This is a genomic window from Citrobacter sp. RHB21-C05 (genome assembly GCF_013889015.1).
Classification (GTDB): Bacteria; Pseudomonadota; Gammaproteobacteria; order Enterobacterales; family Enterobacteriaceae; genus Citrobacter_A; species Citrobacter_A sedlakii.
Window position 1 is genome coordinate 1600487 of the sequence record NZ_CP057611.1, and the last position, 16015, is coordinate 1616501.

Annotated in this window: 17 protein-coding genes; 10 read left to right on the forward strand and 7 right to left on the reverse strand. The window is 57.0% G+C overall.

All coding sequences use genetic code 11. The features are described from left to right. Position 1 precedes the first annotated feature (1 nt). The 5 genes from sanA to HVX72_RS07640 form a co-directional block, all read right to left on the reverse strand. The gene (sanA, locus tag HVX72_RS07620; RefSeq protein WP_042284490.1) at positions 2-721 is read right to left on the reverse strand and encodes an outer membrane permeability protein SanA; all 720 of its coding nucleotides are present in this window, start codon (positions 719-721) and stop codon (positions 2-4) included. A 195-nt stretch (positions 722-916) separates the two neighbouring features. Beyond that, positions 917-1801, reverse strand: a complete 885-nt coding sequence (gene cdd / locus HVX72_RS07625; RefSeq protein ID WP_181822902.1) for a cytidine deaminase — start codon at positions 1799-1801, stop codon at positions 917-919. 129 nt (positions 1802-1930) lie between these two features. Then, a complete protein-coding gene (locus tag HVX72_RS07630; protein ID WP_042284486.1) occupies positions 1931-2626 on the reverse strand; it encodes a CidB/LrgB family autolysis modulator in 696 nt (231 codons plus the stop codon). Next, positions 2623-3021: a CidA/LrgA family protein gene (locus tag HVX72_RS07635; RefSeq protein WP_042284484.1), complete on the reverse strand. Its 399-nt coding sequence runs from the start codon at positions 3019-3021 to the stop codon at positions 2623-2625. Before HVX72_RS07635 ends, HVX72_RS07630 begins: the two co-directional genes overlap by 4 nt. Before the next feature lie 131 nt (positions 3022-3152). After that, positions 3153-4061 carry a LysR substrate-binding domain-containing protein gene (locus tag HVX72_RS07640; RefSeq protein ID WP_042284482.1) on the reverse strand — a complete coding sequence of 303 codons (909 nt, stop codon included), beginning with the start codon at positions 4059-4061 and terminating at the stop codon, positions 3153-3155. Positions 4062-4187: 126 nt separating this feature from the next. On the opposite strand from HVX72_RS07640, the gene HVX72_RS07645 reads away from it, so the two are divergent. The 8 genes from HVX72_RS07645 to HVX72_RS07680 all read left to right on the forward strand — a co-directional run bounded on the left by HVX72_RS07645 (position 4188) and on the right by HVX72_RS07680 (position 12885). Next, positions 4188-5549 carry an aromatic acid/H+ symport family MFS transporter gene (locus tag HVX72_RS07645; protein WP_060569313.1) on the forward strand — a complete coding sequence of 454 codons (1362 nt, stop codon included), beginning with the start codon at positions 4188-4190 and terminating at the stop codon, positions 5547-5549. 11 nt (positions 5550-5560) lie between these two features. Beyond that, entirely contained in the window at positions 5561-6598 is a 1038-nt protein-coding gene (gene gtdA, locus HVX72_RS07650) for a gentisate 1,2-dioxygenase (protein ID WP_042284478.1), read from the forward strand. Between the two features lie 14 nt (positions 6599-6612). Then, a complete protein-coding gene (locus tag HVX72_RS07655; RefSeq protein ID WP_042284475.1) occupies positions 6613-7314 on the forward strand; it encodes a fumarylacetoacetate hydrolase family protein in 702 nt (233 codons plus the stop codon). Positions 7315-7322: 8 nt separating this feature from the next. Beyond that, the gene (gene maiA, locus HVX72_RS07660) at positions 7323-7967 is read left to right on the forward strand and encodes a maleylacetoacetate isomerase (protein WP_042284474.1); all 645 of its coding nucleotides are present in this window, start codon (positions 7323-7325) and stop codon (positions 7965-7967) included. A 14-nt stretch (positions 7968-7981) separates the two neighbouring features. Beyond that, positions 7982-9175, forward strand: coding sequence for a 3-hydroxybenzoate 6-monooxygenase (locus HVX72_RS07665; protein ID WP_042284472.1), 1194 nt, complete (start codon positions 7982-7984; stop codon positions 9173-9175). 111 nt (positions 9176-9286) lie between these two features. Beyond that, entirely contained in the window at positions 9287-10225 is a 939-nt protein-coding gene (dusC, locus tag HVX72_RS07670) for a tRNA dihydrouridine(16) synthase DusC (RefSeq protein ID WP_181822903.1), read from the forward strand. Between the two features lie 370 nt (positions 10226-10595). Further along, positions 10596-12035: a multidrug resistance outer membrane protein MdtQ gene (gene mdtQ, locus HVX72_RS07675; RefSeq protein WP_181822904.1), complete on the forward strand. Its 1440-nt coding sequence runs from the start codon at positions 10596-10598 to the stop codon at positions 12033-12035. Positions 12036-12123: 88 nt separating this feature from the next. Further along, positions 12124-12885, forward strand: a complete 762-nt coding sequence (locus tag HVX72_RS07680) for an SDR family oxidoreductase (protein ID WP_042284467.1) — start codon at positions 12124-12126, stop codon at positions 12883-12885. A gap of 8 nt (positions 12886-12893) precedes the next feature. Here the strand turns inward: HVX72_RS07680 and HVX72_RS07685 are convergent, their stop codons facing one another. Beyond that, positions 12894-13463 carry a DedA family protein gene (locus tag HVX72_RS07685; protein ID WP_181822905.1) on the reverse strand — a complete coding sequence of 190 codons (570 nt, stop codon included), beginning with the start codon at positions 13461-13463 and terminating at the stop codon, positions 12894-12896. 173 nt (positions 13464-13636) lie between these two features. On the opposite strand from HVX72_RS07685, the gene HVX72_RS07690 reads away from it, so the two are divergent. Then, complete coding sequence (locus tag HVX72_RS07690) at positions 13637-14224, forward strand: Yip1 family protein (protein WP_042284461.1); 588 nt, start codon at positions 13637-13639, stop codon at positions 14222-14224. Between the two features lie 169 nt (positions 14225-14393). After that, entirely contained in the window at positions 14394-15320 is a 927-nt protein-coding gene (gene pbpG / locus HVX72_RS07695) for a D-alanyl-D-alanine endopeptidase (protein ID WP_181822906.1), read from the forward strand. Positions 15321-15367: 47 nt separating this feature from the next. Here the strand turns inward: pbpG and HVX72_RS07700 are convergent, their stop codons facing one another. Continuing rightward, positions 15368-15922 carry a GNAT family N-acetyltransferase gene (locus tag HVX72_RS07700; RefSeq protein WP_181822907.1) on the reverse strand — a complete coding sequence of 185 codons (555 nt, stop codon included), beginning with the start codon at positions 15920-15922 and terminating at the stop codon, positions 15368-15370. Positions 15923-16015: the final 93 nt, after the last annotated feature.

Sequence of the window (16015 nt, forward strand, 5' to 3'; positions counted from 1 at the left end):
GTTATTTTCCCAGTTTCTTTTGCAATTCCAGCAACTGCTCTGGCGTAACCGCCGGGTAACCCTGCGCGTCATCGGGGATCTGATGCTGTGTCGGGATAGGCACCAGCGGGCCGAGGAAACGCGGTTCACGCTTAAACAGGTACAGGTCCGCCAGCGCGCCAAAGCGTGCGCCAAACTCGCGAACCCGAACCGTCAGCATATCCTTCGGCGACGGGACGGCGTAGCACTGCGCCTGAATGCCCATGTGCAGAGCGATAAACAGCGCGCGCTCGCAGTGGAAGCGCTGAGTGATGATAATAAAGTCGTTGGTGTCAAAAACCTTGCGGGTGCGGACAATTGAATCCAGCGTGCGGAACCCGGCATAATCCAGCACGATGTCCGCCGGATCGACGCCTGCGGCAATCAGATCCTTACGCATGGTTCTCGGTTCGTTATAACTCTGCAGGGCGTTGTCGCCGCTAAGCAGCAAATAGTTCACTTTCCCGCTGTTATAGGCGTTGAGCGCGCCCTGAATGCGGTAACGGTAGTACTGGTTGATGACGCCAGCGCGATAATATTTCGCGGTGCCGAGCACCACGCCGACCTGACGATAGGGAAGGTCCTGCAGTTCATCATAAATATAGGGCGCGGTTTTCCAGCTCATCCAGCGGTCAAGGCCGAGCACGGTCAACAGCAGCAAGCCGATCAGGACTAACAGGCTGTAAAAAACGCGCTTTAGCATGAAGAAAACTCGGTAACGGGGTGAAATTTCAATCAGGCTACTTTACCCGCCTGCGAAGCGCAAGAAACGGCAGTCTGATTGAAGGGATTTTCAGCAATACGCCCGGGAAAAAACGCGTAACATCCAGGCAGGAAAAGGCAACGGCAATTGCGCGGGAGGGGAACGTTGCTCACGCCGGCCTGGATGATGACAGGTTTATGCTAACAATACGCGGTCGATATTATTGCAGCCCAATGCCTTCAGCGTTGCGGCGGTGGCATCCCACTGAATCAACGAGGCATCCGCTTTTTCCGCCAGCACCGCCCGCTGAATATCGGCAAAATCATATCCGTTGAGATTCAATAAATTCAGCGCGCCCTGAAGCGGCGGCAGAGTCGGGTTAAACGCCGCATTTTCGGCGTAGCTTCCGCTAAAAATGTTGCCGTCTTTGCACGCCAGCGCCACGCCGCTTGGTGACTGGCTGTAAGGCATATGTGAGCGGTTCGCCGCGGCAATGGCCGCTTGCGCCAGCGCGTCGCCTTCGGCGGAGAAGCCATGATCCTGCTCGTCCATCAAGAGCGTCTTAATGTCCAGATCTTTAGGGCCGAAGGCGTCCGGCAGATAGTCGCGCAGGGTATGCGGTTCGCGTCCTGGCAGATGAATGCGCAGATCCAGCCCGCTGTTCAGTTCATTCATAAACTGACGACAGTGACCACATGGCGTGTAGTTGACAGTGATCGCCGCAAGGCCTTTTTCACCGCGCAGCCACGCGTGACTGATAGCGCTTTGCTCGGCATGGACGGTTTGCTGCATGGTGGCGCCCAGATATTCCATATTGCCGCCGAAATACCAGGTGCCGCTGACGCCGCGCGCAATCGCGCCGACGTTAAAATGGGAGAGCGGGGTACAGGCGCAGGCCGCAGCCAGGGGCAGCAGCGCAAATGCCAGCGCGTCTTCGTCAAGTCCCGTGGCGCTTTTCAGCCACGCGACCTGCTCTGCGGTCAGCAAGGCGGGGAAATGCGTTTCCGCCAGGATCGGCGCCAGCGCTGATTGCAAATTATCCGCAAGTTGGCCAAAGGCAGTGTGAAAACGTGGGTGCATGGCGTTGCCTCAAAATAATGTAATGGGATCGTAGTGTACGGGCCTGTCAGGGCTTTATATGTGATATGAATCTCATTATTTGTGCAACTTATGAAACTTAAATGAAAAATGCGCGACGTATCGCAAATTTTAGCCGGCTACCGCCAGAATGAGCGGAAACAAAAACGGCGCGATCAGGGAGGTGATGATCCCGCAGATCACCAGCGCCAGCGAACTGAACGCCCCTTCCTGATAATCCAGCTCCGCGCAGCGGGCGGTGCCGAGGGCGTGAGAAGCCGTTCCCATCGCCAGGCCACGCGCGGCTTTAGTACGAATACGCATGGCATTTAACAGGGTGTGGCCAAAGACGGCGCCGAGAATACCGACAAATATCACACAAACCGCGCTCACTGCCGGGATGCCGCCAATGCTGCCGCCCACCGCCATTGCGATTGGCGTGGTGACGGATTTTGGCAACACCGACGCGGCAATTTCCGGGGTTGCCCCCATCAGCAGCGCAACCGAGGTGCCGGTCACCATCGCCACAACGCTGCCGACAAAGCAGATGGTGATGATGGATTTCCAGCGGGCGCGGATTTGGTGCAATTGTTCATATAGCGGATAGGCCAGCGCCACGACCGCCGGTTGCAGCAGATCGTTTAACACTTCACTGCCTTTGAAATAGTGATCGTAGGGAATCCCCGTAAGCAGCAAAAACGGAATGATGACTACCATCGCCACCAGTAGCGGGTTCAGCAACGGAAACTTAAAGCGCGCCGCCAGCTTCCGCGCGGCAAAAAAGACCGCTAAGGTCAGCGGCAGCGACCACCAGATATAGGCCATCATTCTTTTGATCCTTTCTGTCCAACCACTTTACGTTCACCGTGAACCAGGTGTGAACTCCAGCTGACCACCAGAAAAACCACCAGCGTACTGATGGCGCACGAGACCACCACCGGGCCAAACTGCGCGCGCAGTAAGTCAAAATACTGCATTACGCCTACGCCAATTGGCACAAACAGCAGCGCCATATAGCGAATCAGGACATAGCAGCCAGGATTGACCCATTTAGCGGGGATGATTTGTAGCGCCAGCAGGACAAACAGGATCAGCATGCCGATAATGCTGCCGGAAATGGCGACAGGAAGCAGAGTTGCAATAAAAATGCCCGCATACAGGCAGGCATAGATCAGCACGAAAGCGCGTAAATATTGCCAGATGATATTCAGTGTCTTACTCATGGGATACGCCTTAAATGAGATGGATTCATCATACAATTAAACGTTAAAACGTGCTACCGATCACATCATGAATTCTTAGCATACTGAGGATAGACAACGGGAACATCGTGCCATGTTCTCCTTTCGTCGTGCTAGACCTGCGTCAGAAAGTGCAGAAAGCGGCTGAGCGCCGCCGAAGGCGTTTCGTTGTTGCGCCAGAACACGCCGACGCTGCCTTTCTGCTCTATCTTCGGCAGGTTCAGGATCACCAGTTGCCCCTGGCTGGCATAGCGCTGCGCCAGCCGTAAAGAAAGAATAGAGATCATGTCGCTGCTTTGCAGCAGGTTAGTGCTGACGTTCATGGATGCCGATTCAATGGTGTTTTCTGGCAGCATCACGCCGTTATCGACCAGCGCGTTATCAATGCTGATGCGGATGGGCGTCCCCGTGGGCCAGACGATCCAGCGCCAGCTGGCAAGATCGTTCCAGGAGAGGCTGGCATGGCTGGCCAGCGGGTGATCCGGCCGCGCAACAAAGCAGACGGGTTCGGTATACAGGACCTGATAGTTCAGCGGAAGCTGGAGCGCCCGCCCGCCAACCCGGCCAACCACCACATCCACTGACCCCGCCAGCAGATCGTGCAGCAGCGGCGTCATCACTTTTTCTTCGATGTTGAGGTGCAGCGTCGGCATTTCGCTAAGCAAACCGAGGATCGCCTGTGACACACAGTCAGTCGCCACCGGCGAGCAACCGATTTTCAGGCTGCCGACCAGACCACCGGCCTTAAAGCGGGCAATTTCATACTGGGATCGCTCCATGTCGTTGATTAAGCGCTGAGCATGCTGCAACAACAATTTGCCGCCTTCGGACGGGCGCAGGCCTTTACTGTGACGTTCGAAGAGCGTGATCCCTATCTCATCTTCGAGCTGTGACAACCATTTCGACAGCGCGGGCTGGCTGATATTCATCATTCGCGCCACCTGCGTGAGATTGCCCTGCTCGCCCAGCGCCATCAGCGTTTGCAGGTGATGAAGTTTCAATTTCTGCGCCCAGTTAGCCATCCGCGATAACCTCCAGGTTATGTCTCTGCATGAAAAGCCATTGTACATTTTATCGCCCAATCTACAAACTCGTAACATACCAAAAACAAAAGAACCTCTTACCTTACCTGCACCGAGGCATACACAATGACTCAACGACGTGAACTACAGGCTCTGATCGATGCCGCCCCCGTCGGCAAAACCCAGTGGCGGGTGATCATCTGCTGCTTTCTGGTGGTGATGCTGGACGGCTTTGATACTGCCGCGATTGGCTTTATTGCACCCGACATTCGCAGCCACTGGCAACTGACCGCCGGTGACCTCGCGCCGCTGTTTGGCGCGGGACTGCTGGGGCTGACGGCGGGCGCGCTGCTTTGCGGCCCACTTTCCGACCGCTTTGGCCGCAAACGGGTTATCGAGCTTTGCGTGGCGCTGTTCGGCGCTCTGAGTCTGATCTCGGCGTTTTCGCCGGATCTGCAAACGCTGGTATTCCTGCGCTTTTTGACCGGGCTTGGGCTGGGCGGCGCGATGCCGAACACCATCACCATGACCTCTGAATATCTACCTGCGCGGCGGCGCGGCGCGCTGGTGACCCTGATGTTCTGCGGCTTTACCCTCGGTTCGGCGATGGGGGGGATCGTCAGCGCCCAACTGGTGGCGGTCATTGGCTGGCACGGCATTCTGATCCTTGGCGGGGTGCTGCCGTTAATGCTGTTCGCCGCGCTGCTGTTCGTGCTGCCGGAATCTCCGCGCTGGCAGGTTCGTCGCCAGCTGCCGCAGGCCACCATTGCCCGCACGGTCAGCGCCATTACCCGTCAGCGTTACGAGGACACGCATTTTTACCTTAACGAAGCGGCGGCGATCGCCAAAGGCAGCATTCGTCAGCTTTTCGTGGGTCGCCAGTTGCCCATTACCCTGATGTTATGGGTGGTGTTCTTCATGAGCCTGCTGATTATTTATCTGCTTTCAAGCTGGATGCCCACGCTGCTCAACCACCGCGGCATTGACCTCCAGCAGGCCTCCTGGGTGACGGCGGCTTTCCAGATTGGCGGTACGCTGGGGGCGCTGGCGCTGGGCGTACTGATGGATAAACACAACCCGTTCCGGGTTCTGGCGGTGAGCTATGCGCTGGGCGCGGTGTGCATCATCATGATTGGCCTGAGCGAAAACGGCCTGTGGCTGATGGCGCTGGCGATTTTTGGTACCGGGGTAGGGATCAGCGGATCGCAGGTGGGACTGAACGCCTTAACCGCCACGCTCTACCCGACGCAAAGCCGCGCGACAGGCGTCAGTTGGTCAAACGCGGTGGGTCGCTGCGGCGCCATCGTCGGATCGCTGTCCGGCGGCGTGATGATGGCGATGAATTTCTCATTCGATACGCTGTTTTTCATTATCGCTGTCCCGGCGGCGATCAGCGCGGTGATGTTAACCCTGCTGATCGTGGTTGTCCGTCAGTCAGCCTCTGTCCCTGATAACGTGCCGCGCACTGGCGGTATGGTAAATGAATAAGGAGAATCCCTATGTCTGAACATAACCAGGATGTCAAAAACAGCCGTCAGCAGTTCTATCAGCATATTTCGGGGCAAAACCTGACCCCGCTGTGGGAGTCGCTGCATCACCTGGTGCCGCAAACCCCGAACGCCAACTGCGCGCCGGCTTACTGGAACTACCAGGAAATTCGTCCGCTGCTGCTGGAGAGCGGCAACCTGATTGGCGCAAAAGAGGCGGTGCGCCGCGTGCTGGTGCTGGAAAACCCGATGCTGCGCGGACAATCCTCTATCACCTCGACGCTGTATGCCGGGCTTCAGCTGATCATGCCGGGAGAGGTCGCCCCAAGCCACCGCCATAACCAGTCGGCGCTGCGGTTTATTGTGGAAGGGAAAGGGGCGTTCACTGCCGTGGATGGCGAGCGCACGCAGATGCACGTCGGTGACTTTATTCTGACGCCACAATGGCAGTGGCATGACCATGGTAACCCGGGCGATGAGCCGGTTGTCTGGCTTGACGGGCTGGACCTGCCGCTGGTGAATCTTCTCGGCTGCGGCTTTGCCGAGGATTACCCGGAAGATCAGCAGCCGGTGACGCGCAAAGAGGGCGATTACCTGCCGCGCTATGCCGCTAACATGCTGCCGCTGCGTCAGCAAAAGGGGAATTCATCACCGATCTTCAACTATCGCTACGATCGCAGTCGCGAAGCGCTGCACGATCTGACCCGTTTCGGCGAGGCCGACGAGTGGGACGGCTACAAAATGCGCTACGTCAACCCGGTCACCGGCGGGTACCCGATGCCATCGATGGGCACTTTCCTGCAGCTGTTGCCGAAAGGCTTTGTCTCGCGGATGGCGCGCACCACCGACAGCACCATTTACCACGTGGTGGAGGGCAGCGGCGAAGTGACCATCGGCAATGAAACCTTCACCTTTACCGCCAAAGACATTTTCGTGGTGCCGACCTGGCACGGCGTGTCGTTTACATCCTCCGATGACACCGTGTTATTCAGTTTTTCAGACCGGCCGGTACAGGAAGCCCTCGGGTTATTCCGCGAAGCACGTTATTAATAAGGGAGAAAACAATGACTCAGTATGTATTTGAACCGCAAGCGCCCGTTACCGTACCGGTGGTCGGCAGCGATGAACGCTTCCCCGTCCGCCGCGTGTATTGCGTCGGACGCAACTACGCCGCCCATGCCCGGGAAATGGGCTTCGACCCGGATCGCGAGCCGCCGTTCTTCTTCTGCAAGCCCGCCGATGCCGTAGTGCCGGTGCCGGCAGGTGAAACGCTCGAACTGCCGTATCCGGCGCAAACCGACAATTACCACTATGAAATTGAGCTGGTGGTGGCGATAGGCAAAAAAGGCAGTGATATCCCGTTAGAAAACGCCCATGAATATGTCTGGGGCTATGCCACCGGACTGGATATGACCCGCCGCGATCGGCAGATGGAGATGCGCCAGATGGGCCGTCCGTGGGAGATTGGCAAAGCGTTCGATCTCTCTGCGCCTATCGCGCCGCTGCATAAAGCCAGCCAGGCGCCGGACGTTAATGCCGCGCCTATCTGGCTCCAGGTCAACGGCGAAGATCATCAGCGCAGCGACATCCGCCACCTCATCTGGTCGGTGAACGAAACCATTAGCTATCTGTCCGGCTTCTTCGAACTGCAACCGGGGGATCTCATTTTTACCGGCACGCCGGAAGGGGTGGGGGCAGTGGTGAAGGGCGATGTGATCACCGGTAACGTGGACGGGTTAACCCCCCTCGCCGTGAAGATTGTCTGAGGTGAGACATGAAGCTGTACAGTTTTTTCAATAGTTCGGCCTCGTACCGCGTGCGCATTGCACTGGCGCTGAAAGGTATCGACTACCAGACGGTGGGCGTCAATATCCGCATCGGTCAGCAAAATGAACTGGCCTACCGGCGGATGAATCCGGTGGGGCTGGTGCCAACGCTGGTGACCGATGACGGCGACGCGCTTGGCCAGTCGCTGGCGATTATCGACTGGCTGGACCGGCATTTCCCGCAGTCGCCACTGCTGCCGGCCAGCGATCCGGCGCGCAGCCAGGTGCTGGAGATTGTCTACGCCATCGCCTGTGATATTCACCCAGTGAATAATCTGCGGGTGCTGCGCTATCTCACTGACGAACTGAAGATCAGCGAAGAGGATAAAAAACGCTGGTACGCGCACTGGATCCAACAGGGGCTGAGCGCTGTTGAACAGTTGTTGCGTCAAAGCCAGTCTCAGTCGTACTGCGTCGGAAACCGTCCAACGCTTGCCGACTGTTGCTTGATCCCGCAATGGGCGAACGCGCTGCGTATGGGGTGTGACTTAAGCGCCTTTCCGCGCTGCAATGCGGTGTATGAAGCCTGCACACAGCTTCCGGCGTTTATCGCCGCCGCGCCCGAAAATCAACAAGATAAACTCTCAGCCTGAGAAGGAGAACGACAATGGCTAAAGTGAAGAGCGCAATTATCGTTGGCGGCGGCATCGGCGGGGCAGCAACCGCGCTTTCGCTGGCGCGCCAGGGGATCAAGGTGATGCTGCTGGAAAAGGCGCACGAGATTGGCGAGATTGGCGCAGGCATCCAGCTTGGCCCAAATGCCTTTTCGGCGCTGGACAGCCTCGGTGTTGGCGACGTAGCGCGCCAGCGGGCGGTATTTACCGACCATATCACCATGATGGATGCGGTAAACGCGGAGGAAGTTGTCCGCATTGAAACCGGCCAGGCGTTTCGCGACCATTTCGGCGGGCCGTATGCCGTGATTCACCGCGTCGACATTCATGCCTCGGTCTGGGAAGCGGTGCTGACCCATCCTGATGTTGAATACCGGACGTCCACCAATGTGGTGGATATTCGCCAGACGCCGGACGACGTCACGGTATTTGATGAGCAGGGAAACAGCTGGACAGCCGATATTCTGGTGGGCTGTGACGGCGTGAAGTCGGTTGTGCGCCAGAGTCTGCTGGGGGATTCCCCGCGGGTGACCGGACATGTGGTCTACCGGGCGGTGATTGACTGTGACGATATGCCGGAAGATTTGCGCATTAACGCGCCGGTACTGTGGGCGGGGCCGCACTGTCACCTTGTTCACTATCCGCTACGCGGCGGCAAGCAGTACAACCTGGTGGTGACGTTCCATAGCCGTCAGCAGGAGGAGTGGGGTGTGAAGGACGGCAGTAAAGAAGAGGTGCTCTCGTATTTTGCCGGTATCCATCCTCGTCCACGTCAGATGCTCGACAAACCCACCTCCTGGCGTCGCTGGTCCACCGCCGATCGCGAACCGGTGGAAAAATGGGGAACGGAGCGCATTACGCTGGTCGGTGACGCCGCGCACCCGGTCGCGCAGTATATGGCCCAGGGCGCATGCATGGCGCTGGAAGATGCGGTGACCCTCGGCAAAGCGCTGGAAAAATGCGAGGGCGATGCGGCAAGCGCCTTTGCGCTGTATGAGTCGGTGCGTATTCCGCGCACGGCGCGAATTGTCTGGTCGACCCGTGAAATGGGGCGCGTCTACCACGCTGCGGGCGTCGAACGTCAGGTACGTAATCTGCTGTGGAAAGGCAAATCGCAGGCGGAATTTTATCGCGGCATGGAGTGGTTATACGGCTGGAAAGAGGATAACTGTCTGCTGCCGCGCTAGCGCTGTGCTTCATCATCGGCCTGAGCAGCCGTTTTTGCCGCCATCCGGCAAAAGGTTTTGATCCTCGCAGAGAGGCGCTATGATAGCGCCTCTTTTTTTGCGGATAACCTTATGCGTGTTTTACTGGCGCCGATGGAAGGCGTACTCGACTCCCTGGTACGCGAGCTTCTGACGGAAGTGAATGACTACGATTTATGCATCACCGAATTTGTGCGCGTGGTGGATCAACTTCTGCCGGTAAAAGTGTTTCATCGCCTGTGTCCGGAACTGATGAATGGCAGCCGAACGCCTTCCGGGACGCTGGTGCGCGTGCAACTGCTGGGCCAATATCCACAGTGGCTGGCGGAGAACGCCGCCCGCGCCGTTGAGCTGGGATCCTACGGCGTCGATCTCAACTGCGGCTGCCCGTCGAAAATGGTTAACGGCAGCGGTGGCGGCGCGACGCTTCTGAAAGATCCGGAGCTGATTTATCAGGGCGCCAAAGCGATGCGTGAGGCGGTGCCTGCCCACCTGCCGGTGACGGTAAAAGTCCGTCTCGGCTGGGACAGCGGCGATAAAAAATTTGAGATCGCCGACGCCGTGCAGCAGGCCGGGGCCAGTGAGCTGGTGGTGCATGGCCGCACGAAAGAGCAGGGCTACAAAGCCGAACATATCAACTGGCAGGCCATCGGCGAGATTCGCCAGCGTCTGACCATTCCGGTGATCGCCAACGGGGAAATCTGGGACTGGCAAAGCGCGCAGGCCTGCATGGCGGTAAGCGGCTGTGATGCGATAATGATTGGCCGTGGCGCGCTGAATATTCCCAACCTCAGCCGGGTGGTGAAATACAACCAGCCGCGGATGCCGTGGCCGGAGGTGGTGGCGCTACTGCAAAAATATACCCGTCTGGAAAAGCAGGGAGATACCGGGCTTTATCACGTGGCGCGCATCAAGCAGTGGCTGGGGTATTTGCGTAAAGAATATGATGAAGCCACCGTTCTCTTTCAGCACATCCGCGCGTTAAATCATTCACCGGACATTGCACGGGCGATCCAGGCGATAACCCTCTGATAACTGGCCGGGTAAGCGAAGCGTCGCTACCCGGCGCAGCCGTTAAAAAATCATCTTAAACACGCCGGTGACCACCAACAGCCCAATCAGAAAAATAATCAAAATCACCCACAGTAAAATCTTCATTGCCGTTCCCTTATTGGTAAGTTCAGATTAAGTATAGGAAATCTTCTGCAACCTGCCGCCGGGATATCGTCCGTAAATAACAAACACATAAATCAGATAAATGAATCCAATTAATGATATTTATTTGAAAAATACATTGCCGGATATGACGGTTATTTGCCAAAGATGTTATGCCACGCGTAACTAAAAAACCGCATTCAACAACGGGTAAGCTCCGCGCACCCTTTCTAAGCAGAACTTCTTCATGAATCGTAACTCTTTTCACGCTGTGAAAGCGTGCTTCCCCTTTGCACTTTTGCTGGCGGGATGCGCCCCCATGCATGACAGTCATCAGACGCTGGCGCAGCAAACCCCCGCGACTCACGTTGACGCCTCACTGCCTGCGTCACTCAAAAAAGGGTGGCCGGAAAGCCAATGGTGGCAGGTATATCACGATCCCCAGCTCAACGGTCTGATTGAGCACGCCCTGCTGCACTCGCCGGATATGCAGGTGGCTGAACAACGCATTCAACTGGCGGAAGCGCAGGCGAAAGCGGTTGAAACCCAGGACGGTCCGCAACTGGATTTTTCAGCGGATCTCGAGCGGCAGAAAATGTCAGCGGAAGGGTTAATGGGGCCGTTCGCACTGACCGATCCTGCGGCAGGCACCACGGGACCGTGGTATACCAACGGTACGTTTGGCTTAACCGCCGGTTGGGATCTGGATTTATGGGGGAAAAATCGTGCGGAAGTGACGGCGCGAATCGGCGCGGTGAAAGCGCGGGAAGCGGAACGTGAGCAGACCCGCCAGTTGCTGGCAAGCAGCGTCACGCGGTTGTACTGGGAATGGCAAACGCAGGCGGCGTTAAGCACACTGCTCCAGCAAATCGAAGACGAACAGCGCAATATTATTAACAGCGATCGCCAGCTGTACCAGAACGGGATAACGTCTTCGGTCGAGGGTGTTGAAACCGATATCGATGACAGCAAAACACAACAGCAACTGAATGATGCTGCCGGAAAGATGAAGGTCATAGAGGCGCGGCTCAGCGCGCTCATTAATGCCCAGTCGACCTCGCTGGCGCTTCACCCGGTGGCGCTGCCGAACGTGGAAAGCCGGCTGCCGGATCGCCTGGGCTATGAATTGCTGGCGCGCAGGGCAGATTTGCAGGCGGCGCACTGGTATATCGAATCGTCGCTCAGCAGCGTGGAGGCGGCGAAAGCGGCGTTTTATCCTGATATCAACCTGATGGCTTTTCTGCAACAGGATGCGCTGCATTTAAGCGATCTGTTCCGCAGTTCCGCGCAGCAGATGGGCGTTACCGCCGGGCTGACGCTACCGATTTTCGACAGCGGAAGACTGAACGCGAATCTGGATATCGCCCAGGCGCAAAGCGATTTGTCGATCGCGAATTATAACAAAGCGGTGGTGGAGGCGGTAAATGACGTCGCACGCGCCGCCAGTCAGGTGGCAATGCTGGCGCAAAAAAATGCCCATCAGCAGCAGATTGAGCACGATGCCCGGCGGGTGGTAACGTTGGCTGAAGCGCGCTTCAGGGCGGGGATTATTGCCGGTTCCCGCGTTAGCGAGGCGAAAATTCCGGCGCTGCGCGAACAGGGTAACGGCCTGATTTTACAAGGCCAGTGGCTGGACGCGTCAGTACAGCTCACCAGCGCGCTCGGCGGCGGCTACCCGCACTCCTGATCTTTCCGGCTCTCTCAGACTGAGCTTCTATACTTAGAGCCTGATGAGACAGATTCTTAAGGTTCAGTTTGATTCAACCGGAGATATTATGAGAAAAGTGGCCATTGTCACCGCGTCTGATTCAGGTATCGGCAAAGCCTGCGCCCTGCATCTGGCGCAGCAGGGATTTGATATTGGCATCACCTGGCATTCCGATGAACAGGGCGCGCGCGCGACAGCGCAAGAGGTGATGAAGCACGGCGTTCGCGCTGAGACCGTCCAGTTAGATCTCAGCCAGCTACCTGCGGGGGTACAGGCGCTTGAGCAACTGATTACCCGGCTGGGCCGGATTGACGTGCTGGTGAATAATGCGGGCACAATGCGCAAAGCCGCGTTTCTTGAGATGCCCTTCGACGACTGGCGACAGATTTTCACGGTGGACGTCGACGGCGCATTTCTCTGTTCCCAACTGGCTGCTCGCCAGATGGTAAAACAGGGGGAGGGCGGCCGTATTATCAATATCACCTCGGTACATGAGCATACGCCGCTGCCCGAGGCCAGCGCTTATACCGCCGCGAAACACGCCCTTGGCGGGCTGACCAAATCCATGGCGCTTGAGCTGGTCAAACACAATATTCTGGTCAACGCCGTGGCGCCGGGAGCCATCGCCACCCCGATGAATGATATGGACGACAGCGACGTGAAGCCTGGCGCTGAACCGTCGATCCCTCTGGGCAGAATGGGGGCGACGCGCGAAATTGCCAGCCTGGTGGCGTGGCTGTGTTCGGACGGGGCAAGCTACACCACCGGCCAGTCGCTGATCGTCGACGGCGGATTTATGCTCGCCAACCCACAGTTTACACCGCAGTAGCGTTCGTATTAGTCGGCTTTGCGGCGGCTGCGGCGTTTTAGCCACCCGCGAACGCCGAGCACCAGCGCAATGGCAAGAAACAGCCAGACCAGATGTTTTATATGGTGATCAAGGCTGTGCAGCCAGGGGGCAATGACTTCACCACCCGCGTAGCCGAGTGTGGTGAAGATCAGCGCCCAGATCAGCGCCCCGAGAATATTCAGCGGCAGAAAAATTTTTGGCGGCAGATGGCTTGCGCCAATCAGCAGCGGGCCAATGACGCGAAAACCGTACATAAAGCGCGTGCCGATGACGAACAGATATGGACGACGCTGGATCATCTTTTGCGCCTGGCGGATTTTGTCACGATGACGGGAAAAACGGCGCAGGAGCGGGTCACCGTAGCGGCGCCCGAGCAAATACAATACCTGATCGCCAATCATGCCGCCTACGGCGACGGCCAATACCACCAAAGGAAACTTCAGTAATCCCTGATGAGCGGCGACGCCGCCCAGCAGGGTTACAGTTTCGCCTTCCGCCAGACTACCGATGACCAGCGCGGCATAACCGTATTGTGCAATAAGACTGTTTATATCCATATGTCAGAATGACCTCCGCACGGTTAAGCATACACCTTGTGAATTTATGTTGCTGAATGAAAAAAGGAGGGAGGGGAGCGTCTGCCCTGACATTTCCTGAACTGTACATAAAATAATCGAAAAGCGAATTATACTTGAGGTGTTAGGGGCCGGAACTGACACAAGGGGGCGGTATGAACCATGTCTGGGGGTTGTTTTCCCATCCCGATCGTGAAATGCAGGTGATCAAAAGCGAGAATGAAACGGTATCGCATCACTACACCCATCATGTACTGCTGATGGCGGCGATTCCGGTTATCTGCGCGTTTATTGGCACTACGCAAATCGGCTGGAATTTTGGCGACGGCAACGTGCTGAAGCTGTCGCCGGTAACGGGGCTTGCGCTGGCTGTGCTGTTCTACGCCGTCATGCTCGCTGGCGTGGCGGTGATGGGACGGGTGATCTGGTGGATGGCGCGTAGCTTTCCGCAGCGCCCGTCGCTGGCGCACTGTATGGTGTTTGCCGGTTATGTTGCGACCCCGCTGTTTCTGAGTGGGGTGGTGGCGTTGTATCCGCTGGTCTGGCTGTGCGCGCTGGTGGGCACGGTGGCGCTGTTTTATACCGGTTACTTACTGTATCTCGGTATACCGACCTTCCTGAACATTAATAAGGAGGAGGGGCTAAGCTTCTCCAGTTCGACGCTGGCGATTGGCGTGCTGGTGCTGGAAGTGCTGCTCGCGCTGACCGTTATTCTGTGGGGATACGGTTACCGGGTCTTCTGAGGTCATTCTCTGCATTGTTGGTGTAAAAGCCAGCAATGCAGCCTTTCCTGACGATTCTCTTATGGCGACAACGTTATTAGCTCGCTATGATTCTTTCGCTAGCTTAAGTAAATTCTCACTCAAGCGGTGCGTGTTATCACACGTGTGAATCATTTTCTGAAATCTCATCATGCTGACATTCCGAGTTTCTGTTCTTAGCCTGGCGTTAATGCTGGCGGTGCCTTTTGCACCGCAGGCGATGGCCAAAGCGGCGGCGACGACCGCGGCCTCCCAACCGGAAATCGCCTCCGGTAGCGCGATGATCGTCGATCTGAACACCAATAAGGTGATCTATTCGAACCATCCGGATCGGGTGCGCCCGATCGCCTCGATAACCAAATTAATGACCGCGATGGTCGTGCTGGACGCGCGACTGCCGCTGGACGAGAAGCTGAAGATCGATATCAGCCAGACGCCAGAAATGAAGGGCGTCTATTCCCGCGTGCGGCTGAACAGTGAGATCAGTCGTAAAAACATGCTGTTGCTGGCGCTGATGTCCTCGGAAAACCGCGCGGCGGCAAGCCTGGCGCACCATTATCCGGGAGGCTATAACGCCTTTATTAAGGCGATGAATGCGAAGGCGAAAGCGCTCGGCATGACCCATACGCGTTTTGTCGAGCCGACCGGGTTATCCATTCACAACGTATCTACCGCGCGCGATCTCACCAAAATGCTGATTGCCAGCAAGCAGTATCCGCTGATTGGACAACTGAGTACGACGCGTGAGGATATGGCGACCTTCTCGAACCCGGCGTATACCCTGCCGTTTCGCAATACCAACCATCTGGTGTACCGCGACAACTGGGACATTCAGTTGACGAAAACGGGCTTCACGAACGCGGCGGGGCACTGCCTGGTGATGCGCACGGTAATTAATCACAAACCGGTGGCGCTGGTCGTGATGGACGCCTTTGGCAAATATACCCATTTTGCCGACGCCAGCCGTTTACGTACCTGGATTGAGACCGGCAAAGTGATGCCGGTTCCGGCGGCGGCATTAAGCTATAAAAAGCAAAAAGCCACGCAGATGGCGCAGCAGACCGCGCAAAACGATTGAGCTGAAAGCCGGATAAGGCGGTTCTCCGCCATCCGGCGACATCAACGTTATTCCGGCAGCGTCCAGTCACCCTCGTTAAGCGGGCGCTGCATAATCAATGTGTCCCGCCAGTCGCCTTTCTTGTAGCCGACGCTGCGAAGCTGTCCGGCAATTTCAAAACCATGTTTTTTATGTAACCGTAATGAGCCAGGGTTATTGTGCCCGTCGCCGATCACCGCCACCATTTGCCGCCATGGGCCTGCTTCACAGCGACTGATGAGCGTGGACATTAACAGGCTACCGATACCGCGCCCGGTCATGCTGGCGTCAACGTATATCGACTCTTCCAGGGTATAACGGTAGGCGGGGCGAGGGCGGTACTGAGTGGCATAGCAATAGCCCACCACCACGCCGCGATACAAAGCCACCAGCCAGGGCAGGCCATACTGCGCGACCTTGAGCATTCGCTGGCGCATCTCATCTACCGTCGGGGGGATCTCTTCGAAAGAGGCGCGACCATTCAGCACATGCCAGGCGTACAGCGCGGAAATGGCCTCCACGTCGCCGGGCGAAGCGTCGCGCACCACAATATCATCATCAGAAAGCGTATCGGCAGCAGACATGGTTATCACCTTCAGGATAAAAAGCCGGAGTCATTGCTCCGGCACATGTCGTTACTTTTGCACGATATTTCGAGCAGATCCAGCCTGCACGGC